This window comes from Pararhizobium mangrovi (genome assembly GCF_006516965.1).
In the GTDB taxonomy this organism is placed as follows: Bacteria; Pseudomonadota; Alphaproteobacteria; order Rhizobiales; family Rhizobiaceae; genus Pararhizobium_B; species Pararhizobium_B mangrovi.
Genome location: NZ_VHLH01000003.1, coordinates 24,388 through 43,522 on the forward strand (window position 1 = coordinate 24,388; position 19,135 = coordinate 43,522).

The 19,135-nt window shown below is 63.4% G+C and carries 17 protein-coding genes; 13 read left to right on the forward strand and 4 right to left on the reverse strand.

Annotated features, from left to right (window positions below; genetic code table 11):
• Window positions 1-24 precede the first annotated feature (24 nt).
• From FJU11_RS02660 to FJU11_RS02705, 10 genes are all read left to right on the forward strand, one after another.
• Entirely contained in the window at window positions 25-555 is a 531-nt protein-coding gene (locus FJU11_RS02660) for a tripartite tricarboxylate transporter TctB family protein (RefSeq protein WP_141165476.1), read from the forward strand.
• A gap of 1 nt (window position 556) precedes the next feature.
• Entirely contained in the window at window positions 557-2,074 is a 1,518-nt protein-coding gene (locus FJU11_RS02665) for a tripartite tricarboxylate transporter permease (RefSeq protein WP_141165477.1), read from the forward strand.
• A 384-nt stretch (window positions 2,075-2,458) separates the two neighbouring features.
• Window positions 2,459-3,781: an ABC transporter substrate-binding protein gene (locus FJU11_RS02670; protein WP_141165478.1), complete on the forward strand. Its 1,323-nt coding sequence runs from the start codon at window positions 2,459-2,461 to the stop codon at window positions 3,779-3,781.
• Between the two features lie 216 nt (window positions 3,782-3,997).
• Window positions 3,998-4,867, forward strand: a complete 870-nt coding sequence (locus FJU11_RS02675) for a carbohydrate ABC transporter permease (RefSeq protein ID WP_141165479.1) — start codon at window positions 3,998-4,000, stop codon at window positions 4,865-4,867.
• Between the two features lie 9 nt (window positions 4,868-4,876).
• Entirely contained in the window at window positions 4,877-5,704 is an 828-nt protein-coding gene (locus FJU11_RS02680) for a carbohydrate ABC transporter permease (RefSeq protein WP_141165480.1), read from the forward strand.
• 5 nt (window positions 5,705-5,709) lie between these two features.
• A complete protein-coding gene (locus tag FJU11_RS02685; RefSeq protein WP_141165481.1) occupies window positions 5,710-6,717 on the forward strand; it encodes an alcohol dehydrogenase catalytic domain-containing protein in 1,008 nt (335 codons plus the stop codon).
• Complete coding sequence (locus tag FJU11_RS02690; RefSeq protein ID WP_141165482.1) at window positions 6,717-7,799, forward strand: ABC transporter ATP-binding protein; 1,083 nt, start codon at window positions 6,717-6,719, stop codon at window positions 7,797-7,799. The genes FJU11_RS02685 and FJU11_RS02690 overlap by 1 nt, the downstream gene beginning before the upstream one ends.
• 34 nt (window positions 7,800-7,833) lie before the next feature.
• A complete protein-coding gene (locus FJU11_RS02695; RefSeq protein WP_235890787.1) occupies window positions 7,834-8,757 on the forward strand; it encodes a sugar kinase in 924 nt (307 codons plus the stop codon).
• Complete coding sequence (locus tag FJU11_RS02700; protein ID WP_141165484.1) at window positions 8,754-9,788, forward strand: tagatose 1,6-diphosphate aldolase; 1,035 nt, start codon at window positions 8,754-8,756, stop codon at window positions 9,786-9,788. The genes FJU11_RS02695 and FJU11_RS02700 overlap by 4 nt, the downstream gene beginning before the upstream one ends.
• A 66-nt stretch (window positions 9,789-9,854) precedes the next feature.
• Complete coding sequence (locus FJU11_RS02705; protein ID WP_141165485.1) at window positions 9,855-11,306, forward strand: sulfatase family protein; 1,452 nt, start codon at window positions 9,855-9,857, stop codon at window positions 11,304-11,306.
• A gap of 295 nt (window positions 11,307-11,601) precedes the next feature.
• Here FJU11_RS02705 and FJU11_RS02710 read toward each other — a convergent pair whose 3' ends face one another.
• From FJU11_RS02710 to FJU11_RS02720, 3 genes are all read right to left on the reverse strand, one after another.
• A complete protein-coding gene (locus FJU11_RS02710; RefSeq protein ID WP_141165486.1) occupies window positions 11,602-13,041 on the reverse strand; it encodes an NAD-dependent succinate-semialdehyde dehydrogenase in 1,440 nt (479 codons plus the stop codon).
• Between the two features lie 44 nt (window positions 13,042-13,085).
• The gene (locus FJU11_RS02715) at window positions 13,086-14,258 is read right to left on the reverse strand and encodes a mandelate racemase/muconate lactonizing enzyme family protein (RefSeq protein WP_235890788.1); all 1,173 of its coding nucleotides are present in this window, start codon (window positions 14,256-14,258) and stop codon (window positions 13,086-13,088) included.
• Between the two features lie 64 nt (window positions 14,259-14,322).
• Window positions 14,323-15,387, reverse strand: a complete 1,065-nt coding sequence (locus FJU11_RS02720) for a LacI family DNA-binding transcriptional regulator (protein WP_141165487.1) — start codon at window positions 15,385-15,387, stop codon at window positions 14,323-14,325.
• 211 nt (window positions 15,388-15,598) lie between these two features.
• On the opposite strand from FJU11_RS02720, the gene FJU11_RS02725 reads away from it, so the two are divergent.
• Together FJU11_RS02725 and FJU11_RS02730 are read left to right on the forward strand one after the other, a co-directional pair.
• Entirely contained in the window at window positions 15,599-16,924 is a 1,326-nt protein-coding gene (locus tag FJU11_RS02725) for an ABC transporter substrate-binding protein (protein ID WP_235890789.1), read from the forward strand.
• 63 nt (window positions 16,925-16,987) lie between these two features.
• The gene (locus FJU11_RS02730) at window positions 16,988-17,728 is read left to right on the forward strand and encodes an SDR family NAD(P)-dependent oxidoreductase (protein WP_141165488.1); all 741 of its coding nucleotides are present in this window, start codon (window positions 16,988-16,990) and stop codon (window positions 17,726-17,728) included.
• 188 nt (window positions 17,729-17,916) lie between these two features.
• Here FJU11_RS02730 and FJU11_RS02735 read toward each other — a convergent pair whose 3' ends face one another.
• Window positions 17,917-18,648: a GntR family transcriptional regulator gene (locus tag FJU11_RS02735; RefSeq protein ID WP_181408019.1), complete on the reverse strand. Its 732-nt coding sequence runs from the start codon at window positions 18,646-18,648 to the stop codon at window positions 17,917-17,919.
• Window positions 18,649-18,835: 187 nt separating this feature from the next.
• On the opposite strand from FJU11_RS02735, the gene FJU11_RS02740 reads away from it, so the two are divergent.
• The gene (locus FJU11_RS02740; protein WP_141165489.1) at window positions 18,836-19,123 is read left to right on the forward strand and encodes a UxaA family hydrolase; all 288 of its coding nucleotides are present in this window, start codon (window positions 18,836-18,838) and stop codon (window positions 19,121-19,123) included.
• Window positions 19,124-19,135: the final 12 nt, after the last annotated feature.

A 19,135-nucleotide genomic window follows, 5' to 3' on the forward strand; every position in this document is an offset into this window, starting at 1 on the left:
GGCGAATTCCAAGAGAACAAGGCAATGAAACTCGTCAATTTCCGCCGGATCGAAATCACCGACCTGATTGCCGGTGGCCTGGTGACGGTCGTCGGCCTGTTCGCGGCGATCAGGTCGCTCGCTTCATATCCGCTGGGCAGCGCGAGCCGCATGGGGCCTGGCTATTATCCGATGCTCATCGGTGGCGTCCTGATCGTCCTCGGTCTCTGCATCGCATTCGCACGGGCATTCCAGCAACCGACGGGCGAGGTGGTCGACCGGGAGGCAATGCCTCTTGGCGAAGACGACGAGGAAGAGGATATCCGGTCCGTCTTGCGCGATACGGCGCCGTCGATCGTGCTCGTTCCATGCGCCATCGCCCTGTTCGGCTTCCTGCTCGAGCGTGCCGGGCTCATCCCCGCATGCGTCGGGCTGACGGTCGTCAGCGTTTTCGCCGCATCGCATTTCTCATGGGTCAGGCTCGTCGAGCTGATCGTCGCGATCCCGATCATCGCCTACCTCATTTTCGTCGTCGGGCTCGGTCTGCCCTTCGAACTCGTCAAGGGATGGTTCTGAAATGGAACTCCTGAACCACCTCGCCGTGGGCGCGAGTGTCGCACTTACCTGGAACGGCCTGTTCTACTGCTTCATCGGCGTGACGCTCGGCATGTTCGTGGGCGTGCTGCCCGGCGTCGGGCCGCTTCCCGCGATCGCCATGCTTCTCCCCGTGACGTTCTACCTCGATCCGATCCAGGCGATGATCATGCTGAGCGGCGTCTATTACGGCGGCCAGTACGGCGGCAAGACGGCATCCATCCTCCTCAATCTGCCGGGGACGGCACCTGCTGCCGTGACCTGCCTCGACGGGTATCCCATGGCCAAGCAGGGCCGGGCGGACATCGCGCTCTTCGTAACGACGATCTCGTCGTTCGTGGGCAGTCTGCTCGGCATCATACTCGTCGGCGGGTTCGCGCCGCTGCTCGCGAAATTCGCTCTCAGCTTCGGTGCGGCGGAATACTTCTCCCTGGTCGTGCTCGCCTTGATCGGCGCTTCCGCAATGGGAGGCAGCAGCTTCGCCCGTTCCCTCTCCATGGTCTTCTTCGGGCTGCTGCTCGGCATCGTCGGCGAGGATGTCACGTCGGGACGCGAACGGTTCACCTTCGGAATTCCACAGATCGCCGATCGCCTCGATCTGGTGGCCGTGGCGATGGGCCTGTTCGGTGTGGCCGAAGTCATCTCAACGGCACGCAAATCGCGTGTCCATGCGGCGGAAGGCTTCAGCTACAAGGTCAGGCTTCCGAGCCGGGAGGATATGCGGCGAACGTGGAAGCCGACACTTCGCGGTGCGGGGATGGGGGCGATCTGCGGGATCCTGCCGGGTGCGGGAGCGACGATGGCCTCGTTCCTCGCCTATGCCGTTGAGCGATGGGTCTCCAAGACGCCGGAAAAGTTCGGCACCGGCATGATCGAGGGCGTAACCGCGCCCGAAGCGGCCGACAATGCCGCCGCGCAATCCTCCTTCATTCCGACGCTCACGCTCGGCATTCCGGGAAGTGCCGTCATGGCGGTGATGCTCGGTGCCCTGATGATCCACGGCATCACCCCGACGCCGCGTCTCATCACCGACAATGCCGAGCTCTTCTGGGGGCTCGTCGTCAGCTTCCTGCTCGGCAACGCGATCCTGCTCGTCTTCAACATCCCGATGATCGGCATATGGGTCCGGTTGCTCCAGATCCCCTATACGATCCTCTACCCGATCATCCTCGCCTTCATCTGCATCGGCGTCTACAGCATCAACAGCTCGGTCTTCGATATCTATCTGGTCCTGCTGTTCGGCCTGATGGGCTACGGCATGCGGCTCCTGCACCTGCCGCCGGCGCCGCTCATCCTGGGCTTCATCCTCAGTCCCATGCTGGAGCAGAACTTCAGGCGCGCCATGCTGCTTTCACGGGGAAGCTTCGAGGTCTTCGTGGAGCGTCCGATCAGCGCCGCGTTCCTCGCCGCTTCGGCGCTCATCGTGCTGGCGGTCCTTGCCGCTACGGTCCGTCGCGCACTCAGGAACCGGAAATCGATTCGGAAGCCCGTCGAGGTCTGAACTCGTCGCGCCGGAAGCATTCACCGGCGGATATGTAACCGATTTCTGTAACCTGGCGTGTCGCGTACACGAAACGCCCGTCTGTGCCTTACCCATTGCGATGAGGCGGCGTAGTTATCGTCAATTTGGGCAGCCTATTTGATCGCGGGAATCGTGCCGGCGCGATGGCTTTAGACCTGCTATACTTGGATACCTTCAGCGTTGGATTTGGGGCGGATCGACGTTTTTCCTCCTAACGCTTCCGCATGCGTGATCGTCGTCGTTGCCAGTTCGACCAACGATCATTTCAGCTCGGCACCGTCATCCATCCGTGTTGACAACAATAGTCGTCGGGAATAAGTAACCGGTTACAAGAATTTCCTTGGCGTCGATTGGGAGAAGGCGATGCTGGATCATAAGTGGAATTCGAAGTTCGTTACGGCCGTGTTCGCCGGTGCTTTCGGCATCCTTGCAACCGGTCTGTCCGCCCAACGGTCCATGGCCGACGATTTCAACTGGAAGGCCCATTCCGGAGAGACGGTCTCGTTTCTGGCGAGTACCAATCCTTGGACATCGGCGGTGATGAAGTACAAGGGCGACTTCGAGAAGCTGACCGGCATCACGTTACGCGTCGATACGTACTCCGAAGAGCAGATGCGCCAGCGCCTCGTGACCGTGATGAACGCGCGCAGCAACGAGGTCGACCTGTTCATGACGCAGGTTTCCCGGGAGGGCATGCAGTTCGCCGCAGCGGGCTGGTATCGCGATTTGATGCCGCTGGCGAAGAAGGAAACCGCGCCCGGCTATGAACTCGACGATCTCAGCCCTGCGCTGGTAAAGGCCGCGACATTCGACGGCGCGCTCGTCGGGATCCCGCTCAATATTGCGGGTCCGGTGATCTATTATCGTACGGACATCTTCGAAAAGTGCCAGGTTTCGCCCCCGGGCACGATCGACGACATCGCCAAGGTCGCGGCGAAGATCAAGAAATGCGACCCTTCGGTCACCGCGTTCGCTTCACGTGGTCTCAAGCCGGCGCTTCCCTACACGTTCAGCGTCTTGCTGCACAATATGGGCGGGTCGTACATGAAGGACGGCAAGTCCAACCTGTGCTCGCCGGAAGGCAAGAAGGCGCTCAGGACCTATGCCGGCCTTCTGAAGGACTATGGCCCTCCCGGTGTCGTGAACTACAATTTCTACCAGCTGACGAGCCTTTACCGGGCGGGACGATCGGCCATGTCCTTCGAGTCGTCCAACGAGCTTTCGTCCATCATGGAGAACGAGCAGCGCTTGGGCGACACAGGCGTCATGCCCTTGCCGAAAGGGCCGGGCGGATCGCACCCCATCACCATCGGGTGGTCGCTTGCGATCTCGAAGTTCAGTTCAAATCCCGACGCCGCCTGGTATTTCGTCCAGTGGGCGACGAGCCCGAAGATGCAGGCGAAGCTGGCGCTGGCGGGAATCGCACCGCCCCGTAAGTCCGCATCAAGCGATCAGGCTTACAAGACGTGGCTCGACAAGCAGCCGGTACGCAAGCAATGGCAGCAGGCGATCGATTTCCTGGCAGCCAACGGCAATTCCGACGTCGCCTATCCGATCGCCCAGAATCCCGTGTCGAGACAAATCATCGGCCAGGCCGTCGATAGCATTCTACTCGGCACCGCATCGGTCGACGAAGCCTGCAAGACGGCCGACGAAAAGGCCGATGCGCTTATCGCGCAGCAGTGAACGCGACCCATCACCGGCAATGACCCGGCGGCGGTCGCGAAATCGAAAAGCCTCTTGGGACAATACCCTCCAGCACAGCCGCCCGATGATCGACAAATATTCGGATCTTTCGTCGATATGGCGCACATGATGTCGAGTGTTCGCATGGCTACGGATTTGGAATTCGGATCGGCATTCTTATTCATGACGGAACGCTGCGGCCGATTGGATTGAACGATGGAAAAGAAGAACGAAGCGCGCCTGGAGCTGGCAAGCCTCTCGTTGCCGGCGATGATATACACCATCGCAATGATCGGCTTTCCGTTTATCTATACGATCTGGATGAGTTTTCATGCGACGACGGCAGCCCAGCAACTGGTATTCAACGGACTTGGGAATTATTCGCATCTGGTGTCCGACGGCGAGTTCTGGCACGGGCTGGTCGTAACCTTCTACCTCTATTTCCTTTCGCTGGCACTCCAGCTGTTCTTCGGTACCTATCTCGCGCTGCTGCTATTCCGTTCCAAGCGACTGCCTGGCATCGTTCGGTCGCTCTTCATCTCGCCGTTCCTGATACCGGGCGTGGTGACCGGTATGATGTGGCTCGTCATTCTCGATCCGTCGCTCGGCGCGGCGAACTATGTGCTGACCTCGCTGGGCCTGCCGGCGTCGGACTGGCTCGCCTCACCGACATGGGTTGTCCCGACGATCGCCATCATCGACACCTGGCAATGGGCTCCTTATGTCGCGCTGATCGTGCTTGGCGGCCTGCAGTCGCTTCCGCCAAGCGTCTACGAGGCGGCGGAGATCGACGGTGCATCGCGCCGCAAGGTCCTTTTCCGCATCACGTTGCCGCTGCTTCTGCCGACGATCATGACGGCGACGATCCTGCGTAGCGTGGATCTGCTGCGCTTTTTCGATCTTATCTACATCACCACCCAGGGCGGGCCGGCAAACGCGTCCGACACCTTGAACATCTACGGTTTTCGCGTCGGCTTCGAGTTCTTCCAGTTCGGCTATGCGAGCGCGCTCATGGTGACGCTTTCCGTGATTGTGCTCGGTGCCGTCCTGATCCTGAACCAGCTGCGCAACGCAGTCGCGTGGTAGGAGCAAACGATGCGCGCTCGTAGTTTCTCCGTTCCGTGGTTCACCGTTCTCAACGTGATCCAGCTCACCATCGCGGGCATCGTCGTCATCACGCCGACGTTGTGGATGGTTCTCTCCTCCTTCAAGCCCTCCTTCGAGGTCACGGCCTATCCGCCGACGCTCATCTTCTCGCCGACGCTCGAGAATTACGCCTCGCTTTCGCAGACGACGCCTTTCCTGCACTACGCCTTCAACAGCGTGCTCGTGACGGTCTCTTCGACGTTGATCGGCATTCTGCTCGGCGCGCCGGCGGCCTTCGTCGTTTCGTGGACGCGCATCACTTGGCCGGCGATCGTCTCCCTGGTCGCGCGCATGGCGCCCGGCACGCTGTTCCTGCTTCCCTGGTACGTCATGTTCCGACACTTCGACATGATCGGCAGCTACTGGTCGCTGATCCTCACCCATGCCGTCATCACGCTTCCGATCGTGCTTTGGGTCATGCTTCCATTCTTCGACGGCATCCCGCGCAGCGTGATCGAGGCGGCGCAGATCGACGGCTGCGGACCGATCAAGATCTTCCGGCGCATCGCCGTGCCGCTCGTCAGTACCGGTATCGCCGTCGCCTCGATCCTCGCCTTCGTTTTCTCGTGGAACTACTTCCTCTTCGCGCTGGTGCTTTCCAACGCGCAGACGAAGACGCTGGTCGCGGCATCCTTCAACTTCATCGGCGAGGGCGCCACCAACTGGGGCGGACTGATGGCTGCCGCCACCCTCATCGCCCTGCCGCCACTGATCCTCGCCGTCGTCGTGCAGCGCTGGCTCGTGTCCGGCCTCACGCTCGGCGCCGTGAAGGGATGACCCTCATGAACAGCGACAACCATTCGACCATGCGTGCCGCCGTCTTCCACGGCGACGAGCGCATCACCGTCGAGACGGTGCCGATGCCGCAGCCCGCCACGGGCGAGGCGCTGGTGCGCGTCCTTCGAACCGCGCTCTGCGGTTCGGACTTCAAGCTCTGGCACAAGGGTGCCGAACATACCGCGGGCCACGAGATCTTCGGCCGTGTCGACCAGCCGGGCCACCCGCTGCACGGGCAAAGGTGCGCGGTCTACATTCCGCTGCACTGCGGCCACTGCGAAGCGTGCCGGGCCGGCGATACGCAGATGTGCGTCGAGATCTCCTCGCTCATCGGCTGGAACCGGGGCGGTGGGTACGGCGAATACGTCGCCGTGCCCGACAACTGCCTTCTGCCGGTGCCCGACGACATCGACGACGATCTCGCCCCGCTGCTGCTCGATACCATCGGCACCTCGGCGCATGCGGTTCGCGAGGCGAGCCGGGTCGTGCCGGCGGCGCAGGGTTCGGACGTGCTCGTCTGCGGCGCCGGACCGGTCGGCCTCGGTGTCATTCTGGCGCTGAAGGCGCTCGGCCATGCGCGCATCCACGTTTCCGATCCGAACCCCGTGCGCGAGGCGATCGCCGTCGATTTCGGCGCGACGGCGCATCCGACCGGCAGCCGCGAGAAGCGTTTCAAGCTCATCGTCGAATGCTCGGGCGCGCACGCGGCGCGCAACCTGGCGATTGAACTCGTGTTGCCGAAGGGGGCGATCGTGCTCGTCGGCGAGAACGCCGAGCCGTGGACCATTACCGAAGACAAGGTGTTCCGTCGCAAGGACTTCGTCATGATGCGGACCTTCTATTTCCCCAAGCACGATTTCGAACCGAACCTGGAACTGTTGCGCGCCCATCGCGACCGGTATCGCCGTCTCGTCGACGACGCCTTCGCACTGGATCTCCTTCCCGAGCGGTTTTCGCGGTTTGCGGAGGGTCGGCTCATCAAACCCGTACTCGCATTCGAGGAGGAGCGCTGATGGCTTCGATCAGCCTGCGCAAGCTCGTGAAGAAGTTCGGCGAACTGACGGTCATTCCCGATCTCGACCTCGAAATACCCGATCGCGAGTTCGTCGTGCTGGTCGGACCGTCCGGCTGCGGCAAGTCCACATTGCTTCGCATCCTCGCCGGCCTCGAGACGATCGACGGCGGCGAGGTGATGATCGGCGAAGAGCGCGTGAACGGCGTTCCCGCCGCCAAGCGCGACATCGCCATGGTCTTCCAGGACTACGCGCTCTATCCGCACATGACCGTTCGCCAGAACATGGCCTTCGCGCTGGAAAACAAGGGCGCGGACAAGGCCGAAATCGAACGGCGCATCACCGAGGCGAGCCGCCTTCTCGATATTGGCGATTATCTCGATCGTCGGCCGAAGGCGCTTTCGGGCGGCCAGCGCCAGCGCGTCGCTATGGGCCGGGCGATCGTGCGCGACCCGAAGGTGTTCCTCTTCGACGAGCCGCTTTCCAATCTCGACGCCAAGCTGCGCGCGGCGGTGCGCGCCGAGATCAAGGCGCTCGCCCAGAAGATCCGAACGACGATGGTCTTCGTGACGCACGATCAGATCGAGGCGATGACGATGGCCGACCGGATCGTCGTCATGAAGGCCGGCGTCATCCAGCAGGTCGGCAAGCCGGAAGAGATCTACGAGCGGCCGGTCAACATGTTCGTCGCCGGTTTCATCGGCTCGCCCGCCATGAACTTCTTCCCCGTCACCGTCGAGGGAGATGACCTGCGCCTGCAGACCGGCGACACGGTTCCGGGCCATGCCGTACCGGGCTTCGCGACGCTTTCGGCCGGGCAGGACCGGCAGATCGTTCTCGGTATCCGGCCCGAACATCTCGACGGAGCCGGCGAAGGCAAGGGCGAGGGCGTTCCGATCACCGTCGATCTCGTCGAGCCGCTCGGTTCGGATACGCTGATCCACTTCACGCTCGGCGACGTCGCGGCGATCGCCCGGGTTTCGCCGGACCTGCGGCTTGCCCCCGGCGACCGGGTCTCGCTCGTCCCCGCCCCGGGCAAGGCGCGCCTCTTCGATGCCGAAAGCGGGAAGGCCATCCAATGAACGGCTCTCTGCGCCGGTCGAAAGGATCCAGGCGGTGAACGCGGCATCCGCCAAGCCCACTCGCGTGATCTGCGTCGGCCTGTCGGCGCTCGACCACATATGGCAGGCGGAGCGGCTCCCGGGTGCGGATCTTTCGAAGACGCGAGCGGAAAGCTTCGCGACGCGCGGCGGGGGCATGGCGGCGACGGCCGCCGTTACGGTCGCGAAGCTCGGAGGCGACGCGCGGTTCTGGGGACGTGCCGGCGACGATCCGGCCGGTCATGTCATGCGGGATCAGATGGCCGGGGAAGGTGTGGACACCCGATGGTTCCGCCTCTTCGAGCAAGCCCGGTCCTCCGTCTCCGGCGTCTTCGTCGATCGGGCAGGCGAACGTCACATCGTCAATTTCCGTGGAGGCGACATGCCGGAAGATGCGGGCTGGCTGCCGCTGTCCGACATCCGCGAGGCGGGTTGCGTGCTCGCCGACCCACGGTGGCCGGAAGGTGCCGTCGCGGCGTTCGATGCCGCGCGCAAAGCCGGCGTCGCGACGGTGCTCGACGGAGACGTCGCCGACACGCAGGTGTTCGAGCGCATCCTGCCCTTCACCGACCATGCGATCTTTTCCGAACCGGCGTTGCGCGCGTTGGCGGGCTCCCGGACGAGTGACGCCCTCGAAGCGATCGAGGCGCGCTTCGGCTGCACCGTCGTCGCGGTCACGCTCGGCGGGGAAGGGGTCGCGTGGCGCTGCAAGGGCACCGAGATGCGCCTGCCTGCCCACGAAGTGGCCGTCGTCGACACGAACGGCGCCGGCGACGTCTTCCACGGGGCTTACGCGCTTGCCGTCGCGAACGGCATGCAGGTCGCGGAAGCGATGCGCTTCGCCTCGGCCGCCGCCGCCTTGAAGTGCACCCGGCCCGACGGGCGAAGCGCCATTCCCACCTTCGACGAAGTCATCCAGTTCCAGAGGAAACATTCATGACGACTATTGGCAAGAATCGCGGCCTTGCGCGGCTCGCCGACGATCACGGCTACTTCACGATGGTCGCGCTCGACCAGCGCCCCCCGCTGATCGCCGCCATCGCCAAGGCCCGGGGCATCGAGCCCGAGGCGGTGACCTTCGAGGATATGCTTCAGGCCAAGCGGCTGCTCGTCGAGACGCTGGCCGAGGATGCGAGCTCGATGCTCTTCGACCCGAACTTCGCCATGCCGGCGGCAATCGATATCCTGCCGAAGAAGACCGGCCTGATCGTGACGCTGGAAGAGCACCGCACGCAGGAGACGGCGGAAGGGCGCAAGTCGCGCGCGATCGACAACTGGAGCGTCGAAAAGATCCGCCGGATCGGCGGCGACGGCGTCAAGGTGCTCGCATGGTATCGGCCGGACGCGAGCCCGGAAATCATCGAGCACCAGAAGGAATTCGTGCGATCCGTCGGCGAGGAATGCCGGCGCCACGACATTCCGTACGTCCTGGAACTGCTGGTCTATCCCTTCATGGGCAGCGACCGGCATACCAGCGACTACGTCGAATCGCCCGACAAGCGCGCCGAACTCGTCGTTGAAAGCGTGCGCGAGTTCGCCAAGCCGGAATACGGTGTCGATCTCTACAAGCTCGAAACCCCCGTACCGGCCGCCTCGCTGCCGCATCCGGATGCCGGTACCGAGGCAAGCGAGGCGACCGCCCAGTTCGAGGCCGTCGGATCCATTTGCCGCGAGGCCGGCATTCCCTGGGTCATGCTTTCGGGCGGGGCCGCACCCGAACAGTTCGAGCGCGTCCTGACTTACGCGTATGCCGCCGGTGCCCAAGGCTTCCTGGCCGGACGCACCATCTGGCTGAACGCGATCGAAAGCCACTTCCCGGATGTCGAGAGGACCAGCGCCGCCCTTCGCAAGGAAGGCCATGGCCGCCTGCGCGACCTCACGGCCCTGACCGCCCGGCTGGCAAAGCCATGGGCGCCGCACTACGAGAAGAATACCGCGAAGGCGGAAGGGGATTTCGCGAAGGGCTACTGAGGAAACGGGCACGCGTCGGAACGACCGTCGCCCTTCGAAAGCGGGTCCGTCATCGAGAGTAAGCCAATGTCGAAAATCAGGAGGACGACCGCACCCAACGTCGTCTGGATATTCTGCGATCAGCTGAGAACGGACGCGCTGAGTTGTTATCGCAAACGATGCGAGGATATCCATACACCGAACATCGACGCCATCGCTGAACGCGGAACGCTCTTCGAGCAGTTCTTCGTCAACTCGCCCATCTGTACGCCGTCCAGGACGTGCTTTCTGACCGGCCTCTACCCCGAGCAGTCGGGCGTCTATCACAATGAGGGGTTTTCTCGTGAGCTTCGGTTCCCCGAATCGGCCGTCACGGTCCCGGAGACGTTTGCTGCGGCGGGATATGTGACGGCCAATTTCGGCAAGTCCCACGTACCTGCACCGTTGTCTCCCTGGCAGATGAACGACACGGCCGGCGGTCTCGTGAGCGACCCGCGTGCCAGCGGCGCCGTCGACGGAGCGACGATTATCCGATCAGCAGCGAACGATCACATCATCGCTGGTATTCATGCGGACGACGTATTCTTCGAGCCCGAGCGGGTGGCGCAGAATGTCGAGAAATTTCTGGACGAAGCCGAAGGTCCGTTTTTCGTTCGTGCGTCGATCCTGCAACCCCATACGCCGATCGTCGTGCCGGAGAAATATGCCGGTCGATACGACGCCGAAGCGTCTCCCGGGAAGATTGTCCGGCATCCGAACCTAAGCAGGTTCGAAACGAAGTTCGCGGAAACGGTCCGGGACGACCGATTGTCGGAGCACGATTTCCGTTTGGCCCAGGCGCTATACTACGATCTCGTCTCGTGGATAGACGACCAGGTCGGACGGATCATGCAGGCTCTGCGCAGAAACGGACTTCTCGACGACACGATCGTCCTCTTTGGTTCCGACCATGGCGCGTATGTGGGCGAGGAGGGCGTGCTCGACATGAAGCATACCTTCGCCCCCCAGGTTCACAGGGTTCCGTTCATCGTCAGCGGCCCCGGCGTCCCTCGCGACCATCGTCGTTCGGACATTGCGGAAAGCGTGGACTTTGCGCCGTCGCTCTGCGCGCTTGCCGGACTCGATGCCGATCCGCAATATCGAGGACGGGATCTGTTTTCCGATCCTGAGCCCGAGTACGTTTACGGAACCGTCGGCTACGGAGCCGAGGGCAGCTTCATGCAGCCGATCTATGGTGCCGGGATGTTCGACGATACGCACGGTTGGCCGCGACGTGCATGCATCCGAACGAAGCGCTTTCGTCTCGACATGAATGTTCGCATCGATGGGCATGTTCCCGACGCCGCGTACGAGGACATCTTCCTGGCCGACGTCGAGAACGACCCCGAAGAAACGGAGAATATCGCTTCGGTTCCCGAGTTCGCCGACACCGTCATGAGATTGAAGGGCGAACTGAAGAACCATATCCGTAATTCCGTCGAGCCCGACTTGAGTGCGGTGTACGCAGGCTTCCAGTACGGCGACCCGCCGGGGGTATGACCGATCCGAGAAGTTGCGGTTCTACCGGAATCTACACTGTACTCGGATCGGCCGTGGATGCTCTTCCGCCAGCAAGAACGGTCTCCTCCATATAAGACAGAGAACTAAGTTCCGTCGCGCAGTATTGTACGCATGATGACGGTGCCGCTTGAAGCTTGCCAGGCATCGGCAATCGGCACGGACTTTCTCCAGAAGCATTCGACTGTCGCCGAACGACCAAACGGCGCTGGATCGAGAAAGACGGGCACGGAAGATCCGCACCCGTCTCGATGTTGGAGGATGGCCTGTTCGTCGCCTATCCGGTGAAGTGCGAGACGTATTTCGACACGAGATAGGACTCGATCGCGTCGGCACCGCCTTCGGTGCCGTGGCCGGAATCCTTGACGCCGCCGAAGGGGACTTCGGGAATGGCGAGGCCGTTGTGGTTGATCGTCGTCATGCCCGCCTCGATGCCCATGCCGAGCGCCTGCGCGGTCTCGCCAGAACTCGTGAAGGCGTAGGAGGCGAGGCCGTAGGGCAGGCGGTTCGATTCCTCGAGCGCCTCGTCGAGCGAGGAGAACGGCATGAAGGAAGCGACCGGGCCGAACGGCTCCTCGTTCATGATGCGTGCGGTCGTCGGCACGTTGGCGAGCACCGTCGGCTCGAAGAAATAGCCCTTGTTGCCAACGCGCCGGCCGCCCGTCTTGAGCTCCGCGCCGTTGTCGACGGCATCCTGGATCATTTCCTCGACGGCCGGGATACGACGGTCGTTGGCGAGCGGGCCCATCTGGCTTCCGTCTTCCATGCCGTTGCCGACCTTGATCGCCTTGCTCGCCTCGGTGAAGGCGTCGACCACCTTGTCGTAGACGCCCTTCTGGACGAGGAAGCGCGTCGGCGAGACGCAGACCTGACCGGCATTGCGGAACTTCGCCGCTGCGAGAACCTTCACGGCCTTGTCGAGATCGGCATCGTCGAAGACGATCGCCGGCGCGTGGCCGCCGAGTTCCATCGTCGAGAGTTTCATGTGCTCACCGGCGAGTGCTGCGAGATGCTTGCCGACCGGCGTCGAACCGGTGAACGAGATCTTGCGGATCACCGGATGCGGAATTAGGTATTCGGAGATTTCCGCCGGCACGCCGTAGACGAGATTGACCGCGCCCTTCGCCACCCCGGCGTCGGCGAAGGCACGGATCAGCTCGGCGGGCGAACCCGGCGTTTCCTCCGGCGCCTTGACGATGATGGAACAGCCGGCCGCGAGCGCGCCGGAAAGCTTGCGCACGATCTGGTTGATCGGGAAGTTCCACGGCGTGAAGGCGGCGACCGGACCGACGGGCTGCTTGACCACCATGTTCACGACGCCGTCGGCGCGCGCCGGCACGATCCGGCCATAGGTGCGCCGCGCCTCTTCGGCGAACCAGTCGATCGTATCGGATGCGCCGAGGATTTCGCCGCGTGCTTCGGCAAGCGGCTTGCCCTGTTCGCGGGTCATGATCGCGGCAATCCGGTCGACGCGTTCGCGCAGCAGCTCGGCCGCCTTGCGCATCGTCTTGTAGCGCTCGAAGGCAGGTACCGCGCTCCAGGTCCTGAAGCCGGCATCCGCTGCCTCGAGTGCGGCGTCGAGATCGGGGATCGTCGCATGGGCGACGGTGCCGATGACCTCTTCGCTCGCCGGATCGATGATCTCGAGCGTCTTGCCCTCGACCCCGTCGCGCCATTCGCCGTTGATGAAGAGTTGCGTGGATGGATAGTCGGTCATGGTGCGGTTTCCTTCCTGTGTGTGTCTTCGCGCTGCCTGGCCAGTCAGCATGGTGGCAGTTCGATGCGATAGGGTTCAAGGTCGCGCAAGGGCGGTCGAACGCCGATGCCCGGCGTATCCCCCGGAGAGAGTGCGCCGTCGCGGATTGGCCCGAGCTGCGAGAAGATCGCCTCGCGCAGCGGGTTCGGGTTGGCATCGACCTCCAGTGCGCCGCCGCCGCCGATGGCGGCCAGCAGATGAAACGAGGCCGCAAGCCCGATGCCGCCGCCGAGCCAGTGCGGGCAGTAGACAAGACCGGCCTCAACCGCCTCGCGGCAGATCTCGCGGTTTGCGGTGATGCCACCCCACTTGCCGATGTCGGGCTGAAGATAGGCAAGGCCCATAGCGCGGATCGCGACGTCGAAATCGCGTTTCCCGCGGACGTTCTCGCCGGCTGCGAGCGGAACCGGGGACCACCGCGAAAGATCCGTCCAGACCGGCGCCGGAACGTCTGCGCGCATCGGCTCCTCGAGCCAGACCGGCGCGAACTCCGCGCAGGCTTCGGCCATCGCGAGCGCGGTTTCTCGATCCCAGGCCTGGTTGGCATCGATCATCAGGGGCGTTTGGGCGCCGAACGTCGCGCGCAGTGTTCTGAGGTTCGAGATATCCTTCTCGCGGCCGAAGCCGACCTTCAGCTTGAAGCGCCGGTAGCCCTCCGCGTACCTTTTGGTCGCCACGTCTTCCCAGCCGTCGGCGTTCAGACCGCTTGCGTAAAGGGGAACGTCCGCGGCCCCCACCGCGCCGAGGTGACGGTAGAGCGGTTCGCCGGCGCGCCTCGCGGAAAGGTCCCAGACCGCCAGATCGATGCCGGCGATCGCCTGGGCGATGGGGCCGTCCTCGCCGCTCTGGATGGCGAGCACCTCCGTGCTTCTCACCAGCATGTCGTAAACGTCGGCAGGCTCTTCCCAGGAACGATCGACGATAAGCGGAGCGAGCGTTTCGCGGATGAGGCGGGCACGATGTTCGGCGCCGACGGACGGGAAGTTGCACCAGCTTTCGCCCCAACCTTCGGCACCGTCCGCGTCGACGACGCGAACGAAGAGGGCCGGGCGATCGCGCATGACGCCGAACGATGTGACGACCGGAGTCTCGATGGGGAAACGGTAGACGTACGGTTCGATGCAGGCGATGCGGATCATCGAGCGGGTCCTTTCGCGCGTTTCCATGCTGGCGCGCATGGCGTCACTTCGTCCCGTACGCGCGGCGCGTTATCGCGTGTGCGGTGCGCGTCGGGCACGCAGGTCACGCGCCGTCGCCCGGTGCCGGTGCGGTCGATTCGCGGACGACGAGCGAAAAGTCCAGCTCGTGGTGGCGGATTGCCGGCATGCCGGAAAGCGTGTGGACCAGATACTCACCGGCACGCTGCCATATCTCGTCCGTCGGCATATGGATCGTCGTCAGGGCGGGGTGAAGGTGTCGGCTCCATTCGAGGTCGTCGAAGCCGACGACGGAAACGGATTCGGGAACCGGAAGGCCAAGCTTCGCCGCTTCGAGAAGCACGCCGTAGGCGATGACGTCGTTGCCGCATACGACGGCGGTCGGCCTATCCTTCAGGCCGAAGAGGGCGCGGGCCGCCGCGCGCGCCTCGTCCAGGCGATAGTTCACCTGAAGCGTCCAGTCGGGCCGCATCGAAAGCCCCGCCTCTTCGAGCGCTTCCTTTACGCCGCGAAGGCGGGCCTGCGCGCGGTCGTTGTTGCGCTGCATGGCGGCGACCATGGCGATGCGCCGGTGGCCGAGGCCGGTGAGGTGGCGCGTGACGCTCCGGCCGGCGGCTGCGTTGTCCGTGCCGATGCTGGCATAGGGCTTGTGCGGCTCGTAGACGCCGACATTGACGAAGGGGATGCACTGGTCGGTCAGGAGCTTGCGCAGCTCCGCATGGTGCTCGTCGCCGCGCAGGATGAGCCCGTCGATGCCGCGACTGACGAGGTTGCGCGCCTGCTTCAGCTCGACGTCGAGGTCGTACTCGTTCGTCGCGAGCAGCAGAAGATGGTCCCGGGAGGCGAGGTAGCGCTGCAGGCTCTGTAGCCCCTGTGCGAACATCGCGTTGTCGACGGTCGGCACGATCGCGCCGATCGTGCGGGTACGGCGTACAGTCAGCGCGCGCGCCGAAGCGTCCGGAATGTAGCCGACCTCGTCGATGGTGGCGGCGATGCGGGCGCGCAGCTCGGCGCTGACCGAATTGGGATTGTTGAGCGAACGGGAGACCGTGGCCGTGGAGACCCCGGCACGGGTCGCAACTTCCCGGATACCGACGCCCCTTGCTCCCTCCCGATTGCGTGTTCTCGACTTTTTAATAACCGGTTTCATCCAAACGTTTCGTCAGGTGTCGAAGATTATCAGCCCGAAGCCGCGACGAAAGAGCATAATCGCATGTCTTCGTAACCGGCACAAAATTTCCTGCTCGTAGAGCGAGAATGCTCCTTGATGTCAATTTGTAATCGGTTACAATCCCGATCGTCCGATGCGTGGCGCGTTTGCTTCTTTATGTCGCCACGCAAACGCATTCGGGAGGAGGAGCATGATGTCAACGAAGATTTCCAGGCATGCCGGCCTTGGCGCGCGTGTCGCCGGCGTCGCGCTTTTGGCCATCACGAGCCTCGTGGCCACAGCCAGCGCGCAACAGGGTTTCGACTGGAAGGCGCACAAGGGCGATACCGTTTCCTTTCTTGCCAACAACAATCCCGTCGCCACGGCGATCCTCAAGCACCAGGACGAGTTCGAGAAGCTTACCGGCATCACGCTGAAGGTCGACAAGTACCAGGAACAGCAGATGCGCCAGCGCCTGCTGACGGTGATGAACGCCCACAGCGACGAGGTCGACGTCTTCATGACGCTGCCTTCGCGCGAGGGCAAGCAGTTCGCCGCCGCCGGTTGGTACGAGGACCTGACGCCCTATACGAAGCAGAAGGTCACGTCGGACTACGATTTCAATGACCTGAGCCCCGCGCTCGTCAAGGCGGCGACGTTCGACGGCGTCTTCACCGGCGTTCCGCTGAACATCGAAGGGCCGTTGCTCTACTATCGCACCGACGTCTTCAAGGATTGCGGCGTCTCTCCGCCCGAAAGCATCGACCAGATTGGCGACGTGGCGAAGAAGCTCAAATCGTGCAAGTCGAACATGACGGCGTTTGCCTCTCGCGGGCTGAAGCCGGCATTGCCCTACACCTTCAGCGTTTTCCTGCACAATATGGGCGGTTCGTACATGAAGGACGGCAAGTCCAACCTGTGCTCGCCGGAGGGCAAGAAGGCGCTTTCGGCCTATGCCGACCTGTTGAAGACCTACGGGCCGCGCGGTGTCGTCAACTATAGCTTCTATCAGCTTACCACACTCTATCGTTCCGGCCGCTCGGCAATGTCGTTCGAATCGTCGAACGAATTTCCCTCGATCATGGAGGGCGGCGCGCGTCTGAAGGATACCGGAATCATGCCGCTTCCTAAGGGTGCGGGCGGGTCGCATCCGACCTCGATCGGCTGGGCGCTCGCCATCTCGAAGTTCAGCGACGACCCGGACGCGGCCTGGTACTTCGTCCAGTGGGCGACGAGCCCGCAGATGCAGGCGAAGCTCGCCGTGGACGGAATCGCGCCGCCGCGCAAGTCGGTCTCGCAGAATGCCGACTACAGGAAATGGCTCCAGCAGCAGCCGATCCGTCAGGACTGGCAGAAGGCGATCGACCATCTCGCGGCCGAGGGTACCTCCGAGGTCGGATATCCGATCGTCCAGAACCCGGAATCGCGCGAATACATCGGCCAGGCCGTCGACAGCATCCTGCTCGGCGACGCCAGCGTCGATCAGGCCTGCAAGCAGGCCGACCAGCAGCTCGATCAGCTGATCCAGCAGCAGTAGGCGCGAGCCTTCCCGGGCGGCCGGCCAACGGGTCCGGCCGCCCGCCTTCCGGAGTAAATGATCATGACGCAGTCAGCGGCGTTTCGCCTGCATGACGGGTTTCGTGCCGTCGTCGTCGGTGGTGCGGGCGGCATCGGCCAGCCCATCGCCGAACTTTTCGCAGAACTCGGTGCCTCGGTCGTCGCGACGGCTGCCAGCGATGACGAGGCGGCAGCGTCGAAGCTGCACCGGATCGCCGGCGTCGAGGTCGAGCCGCTCGACATCACGGACGACGAAGCGGTCGACGGTTTCGCTGCGCGCTTCGACGGTCTCGATGCGCTCGTCAACTGCGCGGGGATCCTTCGCCGCGACGAGGAGTACCGGCGCGAAGTCTTCCGCCGCGTGCTCGATATCAACCTGACCGGCACGTTCAGCATGTGCGAGGCGCTGAGGCCCGCCCTTGCCACGCGTCAGGGCGCGATCGTCAATATCGCCTCGATGAATGCCTACACGGCCCTGCCGCGGCTGCCCGCCTACTGCGCGAGCAAGGCCGGCATCGTCATGCTGACGAAGAGCTTGGCCCATGCCTGGGCCGGGCAGGGGATCCGCGTGAACGCCGTCGCACCCGGCTTCATCGAAACGGCGCTCAACGCCGAAGGCCGCAAGGAAGCGGCACACTACCAGAGGATCGCCGAACGTACCGCCTTCAAGCGCTGGGGGCAGCCGGACGAAGTCGCCGGCGCGGTCGTGTTCCTGACCATGCCTGAAGCCGGCTACGTCACCGGCACGGTGCTCGCCGTCGACGGCGGCTATCTGGCCGGGTGAGAGCGAAACCGGAACTCGTTCCGATCGTATCGCGCCCGGCTTTCGCCTTTTGGCGAGTGTCTTCCCGAGACCCCGGCACGAAGTCGGTTCTTCCCCGGGCAGCCCATCCGAACATGGGCGAACGACGCAGCAGTCCTTCGCTGTCGATTCCGGTCCCTTTGCTTCCAGCCTGACGGCTTCGCGGTGCGCTACCGCAGCTTGACGCCGTAATGGACGGTGCGGGTCAGGCAGCGGGACCAGCGCAGTTCGACCGGCTGGGCTTCGAGGTCGCGGGCGAGGCGGCTGATGAGGAGGAGGGGTTCGCCTTCCGGGCATTTGAGGTGGGAAGCATCGCGTGCGGAGGCGGAGATGGCCTTCAGGCGCTCCTCGCTCTGGGCGATCGTGATGCCCCAGCGTTTCGAATAGAGTTCGTAGACGTTGTTCGGGATCGTCTCGAGCGTGTCGAGGCCCTCGAACCGGGTTACCGGAAGGGTGATCGTCTCGACGATGATCGGCGCGTCGGCGAAGGAGCGGACGCGCTCGATGCGCCATACCTTCGCACGGCGGGAGAGTGCGAGCGGTTCCGCCTCGGCTGCCGTGGGCGTCGTCTTCGAAAGCTTCAGAACGGTCGACTGGGGAAAGGTGACCGTGCCGCTGTCGGGCTTCAGGTGGAAGAACTGGAACAGGATGCGCGATTCCTCGGGCACCGTGACGAACGTTCCGCGCCCCTGCCGGCGAACGAGCAGGTTTTCCGACGTCATCGCGTCGAGCGCCTTGCGCACCGTGCCCTGGCTGACCTTCAGCTCCTGCGCGAGCTCGAATTCGCTCGGCAACGCCATTCCCGGTGGCCACGTGCCGTCCACGAGCCGGCGGATCAGGCGATCCTTCACCTGCGCGTAGAGCGGTTTGAAACCGACGGCCGGTTCGATTTCCTGCGCCATGGCATGTCCTTTCGTCGGTTCGAAGATTCCCGCCGGCCGCTATCGCGAACGATCGTCGGCCGGAATCCACCCGGCCATCCGATGGTCCGCGCAGGATACCAGTTTCCGGTTGACACGGCCAGAAAATTGTATCTTATGTCTTATATAAGACCTGTCCCGAAAACGACCAACGAGGGAGGAGATCGCCTTGAGCATTCCGCACCTGCTTGTCCACGATCCCAAGGATAACGTCGGCGTCGTCGTCGTCGAAGGCCTGACGGCCGGCACGACGATGCTGTGCGTGGTCACGCACGACAATTCCAGTTTCGAGCTTCAGTCCAAGAACGACGTGCCGATCGGCCACAAGATCGCGCTCGGCGACGTTTCCAACGGCGATACCGCCATCAAGTACGGCGAGGACATCGGCAAGTTCGTCGCCGACGTGAAGAAGGGCGAACACGTGCACGTCCACAATCTCAAGACCAAGCGCTGGTAGGGGGCGAAGACG

Coding starts and splice junctions, on each gene's coding strand:
- FJU11_RS02685 (WP_141165481.1), top strand. CDS start 5,710: ATGAACAGCGACAACCATTCGACCATGCGTGCCGCCGTCTTCCACGGC.
- FJU11_RS02660 (WP_141165476.1), top strand. CDS start 25: ATGAAACTCGTCAATTTCCGCCGGATCGAAATCACCGACCTGATTGCC.
- FJU11_RS02720 (WP_141165487.1), bottom strand. CDS start 15,387: ATGAAACCGGTTATTAAAAAGTCGAGAACACGCAATCGGGAGGGAGCA.
- FJU11_RS02665 (WP_141165477.1), top strand. CDS start 557: ATGGAACTCCTGAACCACCTCGCCGTGGGCGCGAGTGTCGCACTTACC.
- FJU11_RS02705 (WP_141165485.1), top strand. CDS start 9,855: ATGTCGAAAATCAGGAGGACGACCGCACCCAACGTCGTCTGGATATTC.
- FJU11_RS02725 (WP_235890789.1), top strand. CDS start 15,599: ATGATGTCAACGAAGATTTCCAGGCATGCCGGCCTTGGCGCGCGTGTC.
- FJU11_RS02680 (WP_141165480.1), top strand. CDS start 4,877: ATGCGCGCTCGTAGTTTCTCCGTTCCGTGGTTCACCGTTCTCAACGTG.
- FJU11_RS02735 (WP_181408019.1), bottom strand. CDS start 18,648: ATGGCGCAGGAAATCGAACCGGCCGTCGGTTTCAAACCGCTCTACGCG.
- FJU11_RS02675 (WP_141165479.1), top strand. CDS start 3,998: ATGGAAAAGAAGAACGAAGCGCGCCTGGAGCTGGCAAGCCTCTCGTTG.
- FJU11_RS02700 (WP_141165484.1), top strand. CDS start 8,754: ATGACGACTATTGGCAAGAATCGCGGCCTTGCGCGGCTCGCCGACGAT.
- FJU11_RS02715 (WP_235890788.1), bottom strand. CDS start 14,258: ATGCGCGCCAGCATGGAAACGCGCGAAAGGACCCGCTCGATGATCCGC.
- FJU11_RS02730 (WP_141165488.1), top strand. CDS start 16,988: ATGACGCAGTCAGCGGCGTTTCGCCTGCATGACGGGTTTCGTGCCGTC.
- FJU11_RS02710 (WP_141165486.1), bottom strand. CDS start 13,041: ATGACCGACTATCCATCCACGCAACTCTTCATCAACGGCGAATGGCGC.
- FJU11_RS02690 (WP_141165482.1), top strand. CDS start 6,717: ATGGCTTCGATCAGCCTGCGCAAGCTCGTGAAGAAGTTCGGCGAACTG.
- FJU11_RS02670 (WP_141165478.1), top strand. CDS start 2,459: ATGCTGGATCATAAGTGGAATTCGAAGTTCGTTACGGCCGTGTTCGCC.